The following is a 14,278-nucleotide window of genomic DNA, read 5'->3' on the forward strand; positions in this document are numbered from 1 at the left end:
TCACTTCCACCAGGGTTTCTTTTGTTCTTTCTCTGCCTGGTCGTCTTCCAGGTCGTCGTAGTCGATCTTGTGGATCTTCTTGCTCATCAGGGTCTCAATGATGATCCGTTCCCTGTCTTTGCCCACGGGGCGGGTGAGGTTGCCCTCGTACTCGTCTTCCATGTACCGGACGATCTGATTGAACCACGTGTTCTCCCGGTCACTCCTGGGAAGACAGTAGATCGCTTTCAGGTTCGTCATCCGGAACTTCGCCCCGATCTTCCGGGCGTCCCCCAGAGTCTTGAGGTGGAAGAACAGGTGGTCCCGGCTCCGGGTCCTGGTGAAAGCGTTCACCAGGAACTGTTTAGCGCCCTCGCTGATATCCAGGGCGTCCAGGGCATGGCCGCCTTTACCCAGGGCCATCCCGGGGTAATGCAGGGTGACAAGGAGTTTTTTGAAATAGTAGTCCGGATCTGTGTCCGGGTCGAACTCGTTACCTTCGGAACCGTGGGCGCTGACCATGGGTCCCTGCCGGTCCAGGCGTTCAAGCATAGCGAGCTCATGGGCGTGGTCCAGGATCTCTTCCTGAGTCATCGTGGCGATCTCTTCAGTGGTCGTCATAAGTTGAACCTCTCAGTTATTTTGTCGATGACGCCGCCGTCAGCCACGACCTCCCGGTAGATCTCATAGAACGCGATACCGGTCACGATGAGGCTGATGATGGTGCCCAGGTAAGCGAGGACAGGGTTCTCCAGGGCTACGAACAGCCCGTTAATGTAGTCCTGCACCATTTGAGCCCACAGCATCCCGGTGAGCAACCAGGAGAGGACTGAGGCAGCGATAATGCTCAGCATGTACCCGTTCGACCCGTACCGGACGAAGTAGTAGCCGATCAGAATGAAAGTGATGAGAGCGAGCCAGGCGAACCAGTCAAAAGGTATGAAATAGATGGATGTAGTCATCGCTTTTGGCCTTCGGCTGATCGTAGTTTTGCGAGCGTCTCGACCAGGTATGTTTCTCTGCCAGCCATGAAGATGAGCAGGACGCCGGCGAAACCCCACATCATGAACCCTGTGAAATCATCCAGGAGAACGTACCCGAGGCTTCCGGATACCATGGCGAGGATACCTGTCCAGAACATGTACCTTGTCCGTTTTTCGGTGCGGTCTACATACTCTTGTACTTCGCCTGGTTTTAAGCGTGGACCGATCTTCAGTCGTGTGTGGAACTTGTCGAGAAAAGCTATGATCTTCATTGTTAGTGCCCCATGAGGAAATTAAAATAGTTTTTAAGGCCCCTCGGTTGCCCGTGACGCCCGGGGCCATAGACGTAATCACCTTAGCTTCATGAACAGTGCCAGGACTGCGAAGCCGGCAGCGCCCAGGTAGTACATCCAGGTCATGTCAACGACGTTGGACATGTTCTCACCAGCGCCATCGATGACCGGGTAGAGTTCGCTGGTCTCGTTCACCGTGCTGCTCTGCAGTGCAGTGTCAGCGATGCTGGTACCGACTGCAAGGAGGACGATGAAAGCGATGATACCGACAGCGATGCCCATATCTCCGCGCCTGTCTTTGCGCATCTTAGAATCCTTTAACGTGTGTCTCACCTGCCTAAACGATACTTATATAACCTCTTACTATTTAAGCTTTATATATTGACAACCGAATCAATACGGTATACCGCATACGTTCGGTACATATGATATAGGTGATTTGCTTTGAGCTTCGTGAAATTCGGACTGCTTCTCGTCGTTGTCTTCCTATGCGCCATGTTCTGGGCCATAGGATTCGACGAGCTCGACAAATACGCGAATACACAAGGAGTGACAACAGGAGACTACGGAGGCCTCTACAGCTTCTTCCACTGGGCAACAGTCCTGGTAGGCGGCGGCTGGACCATGGCCGGGTACATCATCGGAATCGCAGCCATCATCGCCCTATTCCTATTCCTAAAGAAATGAGGTACACATGCCACTTGATAGTACAATGCCGGATCCGCAGGACTACATTAAAAAATTGTTCAAAGATACGGCGAACGCTAAAGCCGAACTGCACTTCAAACTAAGATTCCAGCCGGAAGCCGTCCGAGGTCCCACAAAGGTCTTCATCCGGACATTCAGCAGGCTCTATGAAAACACGTACCCAGGGCTCATAAAAACCATGAGCCTGGAAGACCGGAACAAAAAGAAAGACATTCTGGATAGTGTCAAGCGTGTCGTCGAGGACCCGCAGGGCGAGATCAACCTGGTCCAATGGATCAAAGCATATAACACTTATATCGAGCTGCTCGTGGACAACAAAATGCTCCCGAGCTAAACAATTTTTCGGAGTACGTGAGGTCAAAATATGAAATTTCCCACAAAAAGAAGATGGTACTATAATCCGCCCACATATCGGGCAATGGACCGGTATAAGGTCAAGCTTATGGAAAATTTTTTACACTGGATTAAAGGCGAGCCGCAGACCGATATGAATGATCAGCCGATTGAACCAGAACCAATAGTAATAAGAATATAATATTTTGGAGATGATACTTTTGGATGCACAATTTGAAAATCCGCTTAGCGTGGGTGTAATCACCCTGGATAAGCCTGAGAACAGCCCGTATGCACCGTACATTTACAAGGTCCTGGAGATCCTGCAGAACGTGATCGCCAGCATCAACGCAAAGCCAGACATGAAAGGCGACGACATGAGGATCATCGTCAACAATGCGATCAACACAGTCACCGACAAAGCCCTGCAGAAAGACATTAAGGGCCGGCTGCTCGGTTTGAACGCCGATCATATCCGGGAAGCCAAGATGATCAAGGCAGGCCTTAACCCCGAGGATCCGGAGATCGAGAAGAAGGTGGAGCAGGTCAGCCTCAGCAAAGAGGATCGGGACTACGCATACAAGCTCGCCCTGGAAGATCTCCTGGGCGTGTTCAGCAGTGAGTACCTGGGCAAATACTACGATGCTAACGGCTTCAAAAAAGGAGTAGCCATATGCCATATCCGGAACGACCGGTCAATCCTGCTACCGATCAAGAACCTGAACAAAGAGGATCGGGATAAGCTGTACATCCCGAACATCGAGCGCATCATCGCGGAGGAGGCTGTAATCAATGCTCGCGAGTGAACCTGTCACAACCAGCCTTCCCAGCGATCCGGTGACAACCTCGAAGATAAGTCTTTATCAGCAGTACCGGGCCCTAGCGAAAATGCATGGTTGCTGTCTCAGCCTGGAGCTCAGCGATATCATCAACTACCCACTGGCAGAGATCAACGCTAAGGTAATCATCGTCGGCGACCCTGGATTAGGGAAGAGCACGACCGCAGTAGGTCTCGCTGAAGGCATCAGCTTTTGGAACTCATTACGTACATACGGTGATACTAAGCCGGAACACATGAAAGAATTCTTCGGCTGTGTACAGGGGAAAGACATAGCCATTATGGACAAAACAGAAATCAAAGAAGTCATGAGAAAAGCCACTACTCCTTACCATGTGTATATCGCGGATGACGTTGGATCAGCGTGGAATGCCAGGCAATGGCATAAGATGCAGAACCAGGTCATGAACAGCCTGGTAGGTACCGACAGGACCTTCCGGACCGTGAAGATACTCACCCTGAGCAGTGATAAGGAGCTGGACAGCCAAGCCCGGAACAAGTTCACCCACTACATAGAGATGACCGGGCCAATGCTATACGAAGAGGGAGTCGTCTTTGCCAAGCTCTTCAGGACCAGGGGAAAGCCACGGCAGGGTAAAGTCCATTACAATTATCCCAGGGGCAGAGAACAGGATACTAATATTAAAATAATATATGAAGATATGGCTTGCCTCTACCCATCACAATTCTATGCGGACATCTACAAGCCCATACGACATACCACAGCAACCGCCTTCAACGACAAGCAATTCAAAGAGCTCGATGCATTCGAAAAGGCAATAGAGGCTAAGAAGAACGGGGACACCCAGAAGCACACTGTAAAGCAGGATATCATAGACTACTATGACGATCACCCAGGCGCAAAAGCTAAAGAAATACGAAAGGTGCTCGGCTACTCCTGCACGGAGAGTTACATCAATCAAGTAATCGCTTGCCTGAAATAGCGACGACAACAACAACCCTTTTTATTTTGATTCTATTCACTTATCATATACAGTAGGTTTTTCGGGCAGGCCTCCTCGACCCGCCCTTTCATTTTCTTTTATATGCGGATGCCCGAACGTATTCGTAAGCCGAACCTATTCGTATGTTTATATATAAGGTATTAATAGCCGTGGAGAAAATAGTAGGAGTGTATGGAGCTCAAGACCCTAACTATCATAGGCCTGGTGATCCTCGCCGGCCTCTATGGATGCACGCTGGTATTCTCAGAAACCCCTCAGCCTCAGAGTACCCCTACACCAAGACCCACGATGCCACCAACCCCCACCGTGACACCCACGCCAACGCCAATTGCTACGCCAGAGCCGACACCGCAACCCACACCAGCTCCGACCGAGCTGCCCTGGATCGAGCCGACACCGCAACCCACACCAACACCCTGGCCTTACGGATCTGAGTACTGGCACATCCCCACGCCAGTACCTCAACCAGGACCTGACAGATCCATCGATATCGAGGCGAGCATATCCCACCCCGTAGACATAGATCGGACTGCGACAATCAACATGTACCTAAAAACTCACGACTCCAGCACAGAGAATACCATGATCAGGTTCCACATAACATACTACAACAAGGATCACGAATGGGAAGACCTCGGGTACACGAGCCTCCCCCTATCCACATTCCTCACCCTCATGGCCCCGAATGAGCCAATAACAATCCTCCCGACACACAGCGAGATGAGCAGGAGCTCCACAAAAAGCGTAAACGATATCTTCCGACTACTGGATGGCAGCCAGGCAAAAATCTACGCTACAGTATACAAGGTGGACGTAGACCTGATCGACAATCTCAACGGAAAAACAGTAGGATCATGTACCCTGGGCAACGTCCACGTAACCAGAATCAACGACCGGGGAGAAAGACGCTACGACTGGTAAACCAGCTGCAGCTGCAGATCACATAGTCCTCGAGGATCCTCCGGACGGATGCCCGGGCACGAGCTCGTCCGGATGACGAGCCTGGCCAGGCATCAACACCACAATTATTTTTATAATATTACTTGTCTGTTGTTTACCCATGCTTCCATGATCGACAAAAACAATTTTCATGATTTTTGTTTTATAATAATCATTTTTGTTTTTATGATGTCTACAATATATAATTGTACGTCGATTTTTGACAGAAAGAGCATAACACCACCATGCTATTACTTATCATGGTGGGGCTATTGAAGTTGTATAAGATAGCCCCGTTCGGATTCGAACCGAAGTCAAAGGATCCAGAGTCCCCTATGATTGACCGCTACACTACGGGGCTGTTTCGCCGACCAAAATATAGCATCAACAGATATAACGTTTTCGCTCACGTCCAACACATCCTTCATTTGAGGCTGCGGCCAGATACCATGGCCTGTATGATCGCATGGTCTGTTAATACCGATAACTAAGCCCAAATAAAACGGAAAATTCTCATTCCATTATTAAAAAAGCGCTCTGTGAGTCTCCGTGCGTCTCTGTGGCCTCTGTGGTGAATAGTTGGTCGTTGTGTATAGTCGTTACTGAAACGTTTTGTACGAGTGCCCGTACCATTTAGACGAAGTGCGCCAAGTACGCGAAGTACTCAAAGTACGATTATACCGGTATGCTGGAAATGATCTTATCGTAAAACTTCGTGTACTTCGCGTACCTCGCGTACTTCGTGTAATCGGTACCTGTCTGTCCTAAAAGTTTTAAGAATGACGATACTTTGTGCCGTTGTGGTTCAATCCACCCCGGAGGGCTATCCTTCAACACTGATTACTGAAAATGCGGTAAAAGTAATTATATATTAATCATATAATTATAACACATGCCCGAACCTGTACCCCAGAAGCCCGACTGGCTGAAGGTGCGTTTACCGAGGACTGACAAGTACGGCGCTGTCAGGGATGTCATAGAGAAGTACCGCCTGAATACGGTCTGCTCGAGCGCGATGTGCCCGAACGCCTTCGAGTGCTGGGATGAGGGGTGCCTGACGTTCATGGTGCTCGGGAACACCTGCACGAGAGCCTGCCGGTTCTGTACTGTCACCCACGGGGCTGCCGGAGAGCCTTTAGATGCGAATGAACCTGAGCGGCTGGCCTCTGCCGCTAAGGATCTGGGCCTGAGTTACGTAGTGATCACATCCGTGGACCGGGACGATCTGCCCGATTACGGTGCGGAGCATTATGCGGCGTGTATCAAAGCTGTGAAAGAGCAACTGCCCGGTGCCCGTGTCGAAGCGATCATTCCTGATTTTACGGGCAGGCTGGACTTGTTAGAACAGGTCGTGGATGCCCGGCCTGACGTCATATCTCACAATGTCGAGACTGTTGAGCGGCTGTCTCCCTCTGTCCGGGACCGGCGGGCGGGGTACTATCGCTCGCTCGATGTGCTGCGGGACATCAAGCGTGTTAATCCTCACATGATGACCAAATCGTCGCTGCTGCTGGGCATGGGCGAGGAAGATATAGAGATCAAGGAGGCGTTGCACGACCTGCAGGAGGCCCGGGTGGATATTGTCACTCTCGGCCAGTACCTGCGGCCGAGCATTCGGCAGTGGCCTGTACACCGGTATGTTGCCCCGGGCGAGTTCGGCGAGCTGGCGGAGTACGGGCGGTCGCTGGGCTTCAAATACGTGGCTGCCGGGCCGTTTGTGCGGACATCGTACCGGGCGGGAGAGCAGTACGTTTCGGTGATAGCGGATTCCAGGATGGCATAGAGTATGGACGAGAAATTTTTGTATAAGCTGGTCAAAGGCGAGACTTTTCGCATCGTGTCCCAGGACGGCAGCGCAAACGAGCTTGACCCGGGCCTTCCCGAGGACCTGCTGCTGAAGATGTACCGGCTGATGGTGCAGGTCAGGACGTACGATGAGAAGGCGCTGAAGCTTCAGCGGGGCGGGAGGATGGGTACGTATCCCCCGATTGCCGGCCAGGAGGCCGTTCAGATCGGCAGTGCGCTGGCCATGGCTGAGGAAGACTGGATGGTGCCCTCGTACAGAGAGATCGGTGCCATGATCGCCAAAGGCGTGCCGATGCAGACGATGTACATGCTCTGGATGGGCAACGACTACGGGAACAAAATACCCGATGACGTGAGGTGCCTGCCTATAGCCATCCCTGTGGGAAGCCAGACCTTGCACGCTACCGGCATCGGCTGGGCGGCCCGACTAAAAAAAGAGCAGCTTGCGATCACCTGCTATTTTGGGGACGGCGCCACTTCGAGGGGCGACTTCCACGAAGCCCTGAACTTTGCCGGGGTTTATCACGTCCCCGTCGTCTTCATCTGCTCCAATAACCAGTTCGCCATCTCTACTCCTAATCCCTTGCAGACCCGGGCCGAGACTTTCGCGCAGAAGGGTCTCGCCTACGGCATTCCGAGCTATCAGCTCGACGGTATGGATGTGCTGGCCTCGTATGTCCTGGTCAAGGACCTGCTCGACCGGGCGAGAAACGGGGAAGGCCCGGCTTTCATCGAGGCGCTCTGCTACCGGTTCGGGCCGCACACAACGTCTGATAATCCCGATCTATACCGGTCTAAGGAGGAGGTTGAGAAACTCCGGAAGGAGACTGACCCGATCGACCGGTTCAGGAATTACCTCGTCAACAAAGGTCTCTGGGATATCGACAAGGAGATCAAGCTCCACGACGAGATGGACGCCCTCATTGACCGGGTCGCCAAAGAGGCAGAGCAGACGCCACCCCCTGAATTCGGAGAGCTCTTTAAACACGTGTTCGCGGAAGAGCCGCAGTTCCTGAAAGAACAATACGAGTACTACAAGCGTGTTTCGGGAGGTCAGTAGCGTGGCGATGCTGAACAACATCCAGGCGGTCAACAACGCGCTGATGTTCGAGATGGAGCGGGACCCGTCGGTTATAGTCATGGGCGAAGACGTCGGGAAGGAAGGCGGCGTATTCCGGGCGACAACCGGACTACAAGAGAAGTTCGGCCGAGAGCGGGTCGTGGATACGCCTCTGTCGGAGAACGGCATCATCGGCACGGCGATCGGGCTTGCCATCAACGGCATGAAGCCGATCTGCGAAGTCCAGTTCTCCGGGTTCGTCTACGCGGGCTACGAAGAGCTCGCCTCTCACGCCTCCCGGATGAGGCAGCGGTCGCTGGGCCGGTTTACCGTGCCCATGGTAGTGCGGATGCCTTATGGAGGCGGAGTGAAGGCGCTGGAACATCACAGCGAGAGCTACGAAACCATCTTCCTCCACGATCCGGGGCTGAAAGTCGTGGCTCCGTCTACGCCTGCCGATTTGAAGGGGCTGCTCATTTCGTCGATCAGAGACCCTGACCCGGTAATTTTCCTGGAGCACATCCGCCTGTACCGCGCTCACCGGGAAGAGGTGCCGGATGGCGACTACACTGTTCCGCTTGGCGAAGCTAAAGTGGCCCTGCCAGGAAATGACCTGACCATCGTGGCGTGGGGTGCCATGGTCAACGTATCCCTCGAGGCGGCTAAGACACTGCAAGAAGGGGGAGTCAACGCCGAAGTCCTCGACCTGCGCACCTTGAAGCCGCTGGACAAGGCCGCAATTCTCAACTCGGTGAAGAAGACGGGCCGGCTGGTCATCGTGGAGGAGGCCCACCGCATTCTGGGCTTCGGCTCGGAGATCAGCGCCATCGTCAGCGAAGAGGCTATCCTGCACCTGAAGGGGCCTGTCATCAGGGTTTCCGGCTACGATATCCGGTTCCCGCTGTACAAGCTGGAAGATAAGTACCTGCCTGACCCGGAGCGGGTCGTAGCGGCTGCGAAAGAAGTCATGCAATACTAATGCTGGTGATTTTGTGACGTACGAGTTCAAGCTTCCCGATCTGGGCGAGGGCATCACATCGGGAGAGATCAAGAAGTGGAACGTGAAGAAGGGCGACAAGGTAGAGGAAGACGACCCGATCGCCGAGGTCGAGACCGATAAGGCAGTCGTAGAGCTGCCAGCGCCTGTTTCGGGCACCATAGACGATATCCGGTTCAAGGAAGGCGACACAATCCAGGTAGGCAATGTGGTTGCGGTCATCCGGGAAGAGGGCGAGGCCGCAAAGGCTGCACCACCACAGCAGGAAAAAGCGGTCGAGAAGGCTACCACAGAGGCGAAGGCCCCTGAGGTGGCGCCACCTGCCGAAGCTGGCGGCGGAGCCGCTGGAAAAGTCCCCGTGCTGGCCACTCCTGCAACCCGTATGATGGCTAAGCAGTCCGGCGTAGACATCGAGTCCGTCAAAGGCACAGGTCCGGGCGGCCGGATTACCGATGAAGACGTCAAAGCTGCTGCCGGAAAGCCTCCTGCAAAGCCGGCTCCGGCTCCCGCGCCAGCAAAAGCTCCTGCTCCTGCTCCTGCTCCTGCCCGCTCCTGCTCCTGCTCCTGCTCCTGCTCCTGCTCCTGCTCCTGCTCCTGCTCCTGCTCCTGCTCCTGCTCCTGCTCCTGCTCCTGCTCCTGCTCCTGCTCCTGCTCCTGCACCTGCGCCAGCTGCCCCTCCTGCCAGGCCGGCTGAGCTGGAAGAGCGGATACCTCTGCGGGGCATCAGGCGGACGATTTCGGATAACCTGATGCGCTCGCTTCAGCATACCGCCCAGGTGACCGTCTTTGATGACGCGGACCTGACTAAGCTGAGCGAGCTCCGAGAGCAGGTGAACGGCGCCCGCAAAGACGGCGTTAAGGTGAGCTACCTTGCCTTTACGGTAAAAGCTGTAACCGCAGCCCTCCGGAATCATCCCGTCCTGAACGCCAGCGTGGACGATGATAAGGGGGAGATCGTGCTCAAGAAATACTACAATATCGGCCTGGCCATCGACACTCCCAGAGGCCTGCTGGTAGCTCCTGTCAAGGATGCCGATCGCAAGAGCATCGTCCAGATCTCGAAGGAGATCAAAGACCTGGTCGAGGCAGCGGAGTCGGGCACTATTGGAGTGGAGCAGCTCCGGGGAAGTACTTTCACTATCGCCAATATTGGCAGTATCGGGGGGCTTTTTGCCACACCTATCATCAATCCGCCCGAAGCCGCCATCCTGGAAATGCAGCAGATGAGGGAGATGCCCCGGGTCTGCAACGGTTCAGTCTGTATCCGCAAAGTGATGAACCTGAGCCTGACCATCGACCACCGCATCATCGACGGCGCCGAAGGCCAGCGTTTTTTGAACGAGGTCAAAGGCTATCTCGAGGATCCGGCCGCACTGCTGGTTGGTATGCCCTGAGGTGATTCATCGTGGTTGTGGGCGACATTGAAGTCGGGACTGACGTCCTCGTGATCGGTGCCGGGCCAGCCGGTTATACCGCAGCAATTCGGCTGGGGCAGACGGGTTTAGATGTAACCCTGGCCGGCCCGGAACTTGGGGGCGTCTGCCTCAACCGGGGTTGTATCCCTGTCAAAGGCATGATCCGTACGCTCGATCTGGCTGCCGAGGTGAAAAATGCCGATGCGATGGGCATTAAAACGCATGGGGTCGAGGTGGAGCTGAACAAAGTCCAGGCCAGGAATGCCCGGGTGATCGGGAAGCTGCAATCGGGCATTCGCAGCCTCCTGAATGCCAGTGGCGTCCAGGTGTTCGAAGGCACCTGCTCCTTCACGTCTTCCACCACTGTGGCAGTCCGTGCCCACGGCGGCACTCAGCAGGTCAGATTTAAGAAAGCCATCATCGCCACAGGCCTGCACTATATAGTGCCTGAAGGAATACGGCCTGATGGCCGGCATATCCTCTTTCCTCACTCTATTGCCCGCCTTGAAAAGGTGCCGGACAGCGCTGTGGTGCTGGGCGGAGGCATCGACGGGGCGACGATGTCGTCGCTGCTGGCGAAGATGGGCTCGAAGGTGACCCTTGCATACAAGGCCGCTTCGCTCGTTCCGGCGATCGACGACGATGTGCTGCAGCCGGCTATGAAAAACCTGGAGGGCCTGGGTGTGCAGGCGTTTTCTCAGGCATCGTGGGAGGTATCCTCGGACAGGCGGGAGGTAACTATCCGGGCCGGCGAGGAGGTCCACAAGCGGACTCCAGACCTGATCCTGGTCTGCTCTCCGATGGCCCCCAACCTCGAAACCCTGGCCCTCGACCGGACCAAAGTTCGGCTCACTGATAAGGGCTTTATCGAGGTCGACGATAACTATCGCACAGCGGACCCTGCAATTTATGCCATTGGAGACGTGCTCGGCGGCAGGAGGAACGCAAGCACGGCTTTTCGCGAAGGTATCTCAGTGGCCGAAATACTGGCCGGAAAGCCGGGCCTTCCCGGGTTCCAGGCTTTTCCCACTACTATCAACGTCGGGCTTGAAATTGCGGCTGCCGGCATGGGAGAAAAAGCGGCTAAAAAGGCGGGCATAGAGGTCACTGTCAGCCGATCATCTTACTCGGTCAACGGCGGCGCCGCAACTTTCGGCATGGAGGACGGCTTCATCAAAGTGGTGGCGGAAAAGCAGACTGGCCGCATCCTCGGCACGCAGATCGTAGGGTACCGGGCAGGCGATCTCATCGGGGAAGCTTTACTGGCGATAGAAACGGGGTCGAGGCTGGAAGACGTGGCACTGACACTGCATCCCCACCCGGAACTTAACGAGATCTTTGCCGATGCCTGTGCCAGAGCTGCGGGGCTGTCAGCTAACGTCTCGAGAAAAACGTAGTAGTCCTTGAACAGTTATCTCAGTGCTCGTGAACGATGATGAACGCTGCGCTGTGCTGGCTTCTGATTACTCTGGTACTCTCTACCATGTTGTCTCTGTGCATGTGAACGTGGACGAACGCTGCGCTGTGACCGACTGGAAGCAGTCCCTTGTATACAGGATCACAGATTCCGACAGATGACACAGATTGCACAGATGCTAATAAGTAATAAAATGGTTCGCAGTATTCATCCTATCTTATATGGTCATCTGTGCAATCTGTGCAATCGGTAACAATCTGTGATCTGGCACAGCGCAGCGTTCGTGTTGCTGTCTCACGTCATCCGAGTAATCCGAAACGCAAAGCCCTGTGTTCGTCATCGTTATACGATTCATAAGCCGAGTTTGAAATCAATTTTGATCACTGTCACCGTGAGCAGTTCCACTCATCCGAGCAATACTTCGGTACCAGCCGTTCTACTGCTTCCGCTTCCTCTCCTGACAGTTCTCCGGGCTTCCAGCTCTTGCCGGTCGTAAAGCCGAGCAAGAGGGCGTTATATAACAGTTGTAGCGACGGGCATCCCTCTTCCGATGCCGAGGTAACATAGTCCTTGAAGGTGGTCGCAGCCTTGTCTGTCAGCTTTTTCTCCGAGGGTTTTAACACGGAAAACATGCTGTCCCTGTCCACGCTGTACAGGATGGTGCCGTGCTGGGTGAGGACTCCCTGCCGCCTGGTCTGGGCGCTGCCAGATATTTTTCTGCCGTTGACAATTACATCGTTGATCGGCCGGAACTCCGCTTTAATGCCAGCGGCAGATAAGCCATCGATAATCCACCCGCAAATCTCCTTATACGATGCCTTGATATCTTTTGGGAAGTACCTCTCCGGCGCGATGACGCTGTAGGTAATCTCGCCTGCGTAGTCGTGGTACACTGCTCCGCCACCTGTGCGTCTGCGGACGACATCGATACCTTTCTCCTTGCATCCTGCAACGTTTACTTCGTCCTGCAGGCACTGGAAGCAGCCGATGGTGACGGCGGATGGCTTCCACCGGTAGAACCGGATGGTAGGCATGGAGAGGCCAGTGCTGATGCCTTCTGCAATTGCCTCGTCTACGGCCATGTTCTCCGCTGCAGATCGCAGCTCGAGAGGGATTACCCTCCACACTGGAAGCACTCCGTGAAAAGTTGTGCGATTGTGTCAGTATCGATGCCGATCAGCTCCAGCTTGCGAGATAAAACGTAACTGTCGATCACAGCTTTTACCCTGTCACGAGGCTCGTCTACTGAAAGATTGGCAAGCAGCTCTTCAATCCCGAATATGCCGTCCTCCGGGTGTAAGAAAAAGTCGCCTGATAGCCGGATTCGGGCAGCCGGGCCACTCATGTCTACCGCGAGCCGTACCAGCTTGCCTCCCGGGACTTTTTTCTCGGCTCTGATCATTAGTAGCGGCTCTCTGTGGGCAGCCCTGATTGTTTCCATTCCCGCAGGCCGCCTTTGTAGTCTCTGACGTTCGTGTAGCCCAGCCGGGTGAGTATCTTGGAGGCGCTGGTGCTGGCTGAGCAGACGAAGCTGTCGCAGTAGACGATGACCACGTCATCCTGTCGCATCGTCTTTTGGGCGGACTCCTCGATCTCGTCGAGGGGCAGGGATTTTGCGCCTTTGATGTGCTCGCGGTCAAAATCGTTCCTGGTCCTGACGTCCACCAGGACAAAGGGTTCGTTGTTATCCATCATCCTCTTCAGGTGATCCATGCTGATCGACCTGACGTGCGCCGTGTACAATGATATCACCATGAGAGATACGCGTTCGTCACAATAAAAATATTATAGTTAGTTTGAGTTGGTTTGTGCGACCGGACGGCCGGGTTTCAACGCCTTCGGCATAGTGTGCCGGAGTGCATGCCCCTGAAAAAGTCTGCTTAAAGTCCTTCTTGAAAGGTATTATACAGTCGGGCAGTAGCCTCGGCATAGCTGGGGATAAGACCTGCCTGACCGTATAAAACCTTTCATAAAGGACTATAACCGTGACCTGTCAAACGGAAATTTGCCATTAGTATCCCATTTTAATATATCTATCGAGTTTTTAATAATTCATGATCAGTAGCGTACGATCTGTCGTACGCTATCTCAGATCATTGAGGAGGGTAATTGAGATGAGAAGAACACTGAGAATCGCATTAGTACTGCTGGCGCTGGCCGTATTCGCCGGTGCGACGATGATGGCGGCTTCCGCGACTGCACAAAAATCCAGTTTTGCTGTACCAAAGATGCCTGCCATGGTGCCGTCTCTCGACAAGATCGCATCGAAGATCGGCCTGACGGATAACATCGGCAGCAAGGCAATCGATGATGCCAACGTGGCTGCCAGCAACGCTGTCAAGGGCAAAGCGGCAAAAGTAACCTACGACATCCAGAAGAACATCGTTCAGAGCTTCGGGAAAATGTCGAACAAGGCGTCCATGACCGGTATGGGCTCGGTTAACCCGCAGCTCGATCACTTGCGCCAGATGCCTGCTATGGCAGCGATGAATATGCCTGACTGGACGACACCCGGAATAATTTTTACCCTGTAGGTAAAAGTTTA

Annotated in this window: 21 protein-coding genes and 1 tRNA gene; 12 read left to right on the plus strand and 10 right to left on the minus strand. The window is 54.0% G+C overall.

The window, feature by feature from the left end:
- The 4 genes from ACPLPM_RS09665 to ACPLPM_RS09680 all read right to left on the minus strand — a co-directional run bounded on the left by ACPLPM_RS09665 (position 1) and on the right by ACPLPM_RS09680 (position 1,561).
- Complete coding sequence (locus ACPLPM_RS09665; RefSeq protein ID WP_424356577.1) at positions 1 to 600, minus strand: hypothetical protein; 600 nt, start codon at positions 598 to 600, stop codon at positions 1 to 3.
- Positions 597 to 941: a hypothetical protein gene (locus ACPLPM_RS09670; RefSeq protein WP_424356578.1), complete on the minus strand. Its 345-nt coding sequence runs from the start codon at positions 939 to 941 to the stop codon at positions 597 to 599. The genes ACPLPM_RS09665 and ACPLPM_RS09670 overlap by 4 nt, the downstream gene beginning before the upstream one ends.
- On the minus strand, positions 938 to 1,234 hold the full coding sequence (locus tag ACPLPM_RS09675; RefSeq protein WP_424356579.1) for a hypothetical protein: 297 nt from the start codon (positions 1,232 to 1,234) through the stop codon (positions 938 to 940). The genes ACPLPM_RS09670 and ACPLPM_RS09675 overlap by 4 nt, the downstream gene beginning before the upstream one ends.
- 78 nt (positions 1,235 to 1,312) lie before the next feature.
- The gene (locus ACPLPM_RS09680) at positions 1,313 to 1,561 is read right to left on the minus strand and encodes a hypothetical protein (protein WP_424356580.1); all 249 of its coding nucleotides are present in this window, start codon (positions 1,559 to 1,561) and stop codon (positions 1,313 to 1,315) included.
- A 138-nt stretch (positions 1,562 to 1,699) separates the two neighbouring features.
- On the opposite strand from ACPLPM_RS09680, the gene ACPLPM_RS09685 reads away from it, so the two are divergent.
- The 5 genes from ACPLPM_RS09685 (at position 1,700) to ACPLPM_RS09705 (ending at position 5,020) form a co-directional block, all read left to right on the plus strand.
- Positions 1,700 to 1,942 carry a hypothetical protein gene (locus ACPLPM_RS09685; protein WP_424356581.1) on the plus strand — a complete coding sequence of 81 codons (243 nt, stop codon included), beginning with the start codon at positions 1,700 to 1,702 and terminating at the stop codon, positions 1,940 to 1,942.
- 7 nt (positions 1,943 to 1,949) lie between these two features.
- Complete coding sequence (locus ACPLPM_RS09690; protein WP_424356582.1) at positions 1,950 to 2,297, plus strand: hypothetical protein; 348 nt, start codon at positions 1,950 to 1,952, stop codon at positions 2,295 to 2,297.
- A 250-nt stretch (positions 2,298 to 2,547) separates the two neighbouring features.
- Entirely contained in the window at positions 2,548 to 3,102 is a 555-nt protein-coding gene (locus ACPLPM_RS09695; protein ID WP_424356583.1) for a hypothetical protein, read from the plus strand.
- Complete coding sequence (locus tag ACPLPM_RS09700) at positions 3,089 to 4,078, plus strand: hypothetical protein (RefSeq protein WP_424356584.1); 990 nt, start codon at positions 3,089 to 3,091, stop codon at positions 4,076 to 4,078. The genes ACPLPM_RS09695 and ACPLPM_RS09700 overlap by 14 nt, the downstream gene beginning before the upstream one ends.
- A 192-nt stretch (positions 4,079 to 4,270) precedes the next feature.
- Positions 4,271 to 5,020: a hypothetical protein gene (locus ACPLPM_RS09705; RefSeq protein WP_424356585.1), complete on the plus strand. Its 750-nt coding sequence runs from the start codon at positions 4,271 to 4,273 to the stop codon at positions 5,018 to 5,020.
- 306 nt (positions 5,021 to 5,326) lie between these two features.
- On the opposite strand, the gene ACPLPM_RS09710 is transcribed toward ACPLPM_RS09705, so the two are convergent.
- Together ACPLPM_RS09710 and ACPLPM_RS09715 are read right to left on the minus strand one after the other, a co-directional pair.
- Positions 5,327 to 5,399: transfer RNA gene (locus tag ACPLPM_RS09710), tRNA-Gln, on the minus strand.
- Between the two features lie 314 nt (positions 5,400 to 5,713).
- Positions 5,714 to 5,875, minus strand: a complete 162-nt coding sequence (locus tag ACPLPM_RS09715) for a hypothetical protein (RefSeq protein WP_424356586.1) — start codon at positions 5,873 to 5,875, stop codon at positions 5,714 to 5,716.
- Positions 5,876 to 5,930: 55 nt separating this feature from the next.
- On the opposite strand from ACPLPM_RS09715, the gene lipA reads away from it, so the two are divergent.
- The 6 genes from lipA to ACPLPM_RS09745 are packed head-to-tail and all read left to right on the plus strand — an operon-like array spanning position 5,931 to position 11,713.
- Positions 5,931 to 6,821 (plus strand): lipoyl synthase, encoded by an 891-nt coding sequence (gene lipA / locus ACPLPM_RS09720; RefSeq protein WP_424356587.1) that lies wholly within the window; start codon positions 5,931 to 5,933, stop codon positions 6,819 to 6,821.
- Positions 6,822 to 6,824: 3 nt separating this feature from the next.
- Positions 6,825 to 7,904 carry a pyruvate dehydrogenase (acetyl-transferring) E1 component subunit alpha gene (pdhA, locus tag ACPLPM_RS09725; RefSeq protein WP_424356588.1) on the plus strand — a complete coding sequence of 360 codons (1,080 nt, stop codon included), beginning with the start codon at positions 6,825 to 6,827 and terminating at the stop codon, positions 7,902 to 7,904.
- A gap of 7 nt (positions 7,905 to 7,911) precedes the next feature.
- Positions 7,912 to 8,883, plus strand: coding sequence for an alpha-ketoacid dehydrogenase subunit beta (locus tag ACPLPM_RS09730; protein WP_424359963.1), 972 nt, complete (start codon positions 7,912 to 7,914; stop codon positions 8,881 to 8,883).
- 13 nt (positions 8,884 to 8,896) lie between these two features.
- Positions 8,897 to 9,595 carry a biotin/lipoyl-containing protein gene (locus ACPLPM_RS09735; protein WP_424356589.1) on the plus strand — a complete coding sequence of 233 codons (699 nt, stop codon included), beginning with the start codon at positions 8,897 to 8,899 and terminating at the stop codon, positions 9,593 to 9,595.
- A 55-nt stretch (positions 9,596 to 9,650) separates the two neighbouring features.
- Positions 9,651 to 10,295, plus strand: coding sequence for a 2-oxo acid dehydrogenase subunit E2 (locus ACPLPM_RS09740; RefSeq protein ID WP_424356590.1), 645 nt, complete (start codon positions 9,651 to 9,653; stop codon positions 10,293 to 10,295).
- Between the two features lie 11 nt (positions 10,296 to 10,306).
- Positions 10,307 to 11,713, plus strand: coding sequence for a dihydrolipoyl dehydrogenase family protein (locus ACPLPM_RS09745; RefSeq protein ID WP_424356591.1), 1,407 nt, complete (start codon positions 10,307 to 10,309; stop codon positions 11,711 to 11,713).
- A 19-nt stretch (positions 11,714 to 11,732) separates the two neighbouring features.
- Here ACPLPM_RS09745 and ACPLPM_RS09750 read toward each other — a convergent pair whose 3' ends face one another.
- The 4 genes from ACPLPM_RS09750 to ACPLPM_RS09765 form a co-directional block, all read right to left on the minus strand.
- The gene (locus tag ACPLPM_RS09750) at positions 11,733 to 11,897 is read right to left on the minus strand and encodes a hypothetical protein (RefSeq protein ID WP_424356592.1); all 165 of its coding nucleotides are present in this window, start codon (positions 11,895 to 11,897) and stop codon (positions 11,733 to 11,735) included.
- Positions 11,898 to 12,119: 222 nt separating this feature from the next.
- A complete protein-coding gene (locus ACPLPM_RS09755; RefSeq protein ID WP_424356593.1) occupies positions 12,120 to 12,860 on the minus strand; it encodes a lipoate--protein ligase family protein in 741 nt (246 codons plus the stop codon).
- The gene (locus tag ACPLPM_RS09760) at positions 12,848 to 13,135 is read right to left on the minus strand and encodes a hypothetical protein (RefSeq protein ID WP_424356594.1); all 288 of its coding nucleotides are present in this window, start codon (positions 13,133 to 13,135) and stop codon (positions 12,848 to 12,850) included. Before ACPLPM_RS09760 ends, ACPLPM_RS09755 begins: the two co-directional genes overlap by 13 nt.
- Positions 13,135 to 13,488, minus strand: coding sequence for a rhodanese-like domain-containing protein (locus tag ACPLPM_RS09765; RefSeq protein ID WP_424356595.1), 354 nt, complete (start codon positions 13,486 to 13,488; stop codon positions 13,135 to 13,137). Before ACPLPM_RS09765 ends, ACPLPM_RS09760 begins: the two co-directional genes overlap by 1 nt.
- Positions 13,489 to 13,847: 359 nt before the next feature.
- Here ACPLPM_RS09765 and ACPLPM_RS09770 point away from each other — a divergent pair, with 359 nt between their 5' ends.
- A complete protein-coding gene (locus tag ACPLPM_RS09770; RefSeq protein ID WP_424356596.1) occupies positions 13,848 to 14,267 on the plus strand; it encodes a hypothetical protein in 420 nt (139 codons plus the stop codon).
- Positions 14,268 to 14,278: the final 11 nt, after the last annotated feature.

The organism is Methanocella sp. MCL-LM (assembly GCF_049676595.1).
Taxonomy (GTDB): domain Archaea; phylum Halobacteriota; class Methanocellia; order Methanocellales; family Methanocellaceae; genus Methanocella_A.

Bases quoted from the DNA above. Each gene is read 5' to 3' on its own strand.
- ACPLPM_RS09665 (WP_424356577.1), bottom strand. From the start codon at position 600: ATGACGACCACTGAAGAGATCGCCACGATGACTCAGGAAGAGATCCTG.
- ACPLPM_RS09670 (WP_424356578.1), bottom strand. From the start codon at position 941: ATGACTACATCCATCTATTTCATACCTTTTGACTGGTTCGCCTGGCTC.
- ACPLPM_RS09675 (WP_424356579.1), bottom strand. From the start codon at position 1,234: ATGAAGATCATAGCTTTTCTCGACAAGTTCCACACACGACTGAAGATC.
- ACPLPM_RS09680 (WP_424356580.1), bottom strand. From the start codon at position 1,561: ATGCGCAAAGACAGGCGCGGAGATATGGGCATCGCTGTCGGTATCATC.
- ACPLPM_RS09690 (WP_424356582.1), top strand. From the start codon at position 1,950: ATGCCACTTGATAGTACAATGCCGGATCCGCAGGACTACATTAAAAAA.
- ACPLPM_RS09700 (WP_424356584.1), top strand. From the start codon at position 3,089: ATGCTCGCGAGTGAACCTGTCACAACCAGCCTTCCCAGCGATCCGGTG.
- ACPLPM_RS09705 (WP_424356585.1), top strand. From the start codon at position 4,271: ATGGAGCTCAAGACCCTAACTATCATAGGCCTGGTGATCCTCGCCGGC.
- lipA (WP_424356587.1), top strand. From the start codon at position 5,931: ATGCCCGAACCTGTACCCCAGAAGCCCGACTGGCTGAAGGTGCGTTTA.
- pdhA (WP_424356588.1), top strand. From the start codon at position 6,825: ATGGACGAGAAATTTTTGTATAAGCTGGTCAAAGGCGAGACTTTTCGC.
- ACPLPM_RS09730 (WP_424359963.1), top strand. From the start codon at position 7,912: ATGCTGAACAACATCCAGGCGGTCAACAACGCGCTGATGTTCGAGATG.
- ACPLPM_RS09740 (WP_424356590.1), top strand. From the start codon at position 9,651: ATGCGCTCGCTTCAGCATACCGCCCAGGTGACCGTCTTTGATGACGCG.
- ACPLPM_RS09760 (WP_424356594.1), bottom strand. From the start codon at position 13,135: ATGATCAGAGCCGAGAAAAAAGTCCCGGGAGGCAAGCTGGTACGGCTC.
- ACPLPM_RS09765 (WP_424356595.1), bottom strand. From the start codon at position 13,488: ATGGTGATATCATTGTACACGGCGCACGTCAGGTCGATCAGCATGGAT.
- ACPLPM_RS09770 (WP_424356596.1), top strand. From the start codon at position 13,848: ATGAGAAGAACACTGAGAATCGCATTAGTACTGCTGGCGCTGGCCGTA.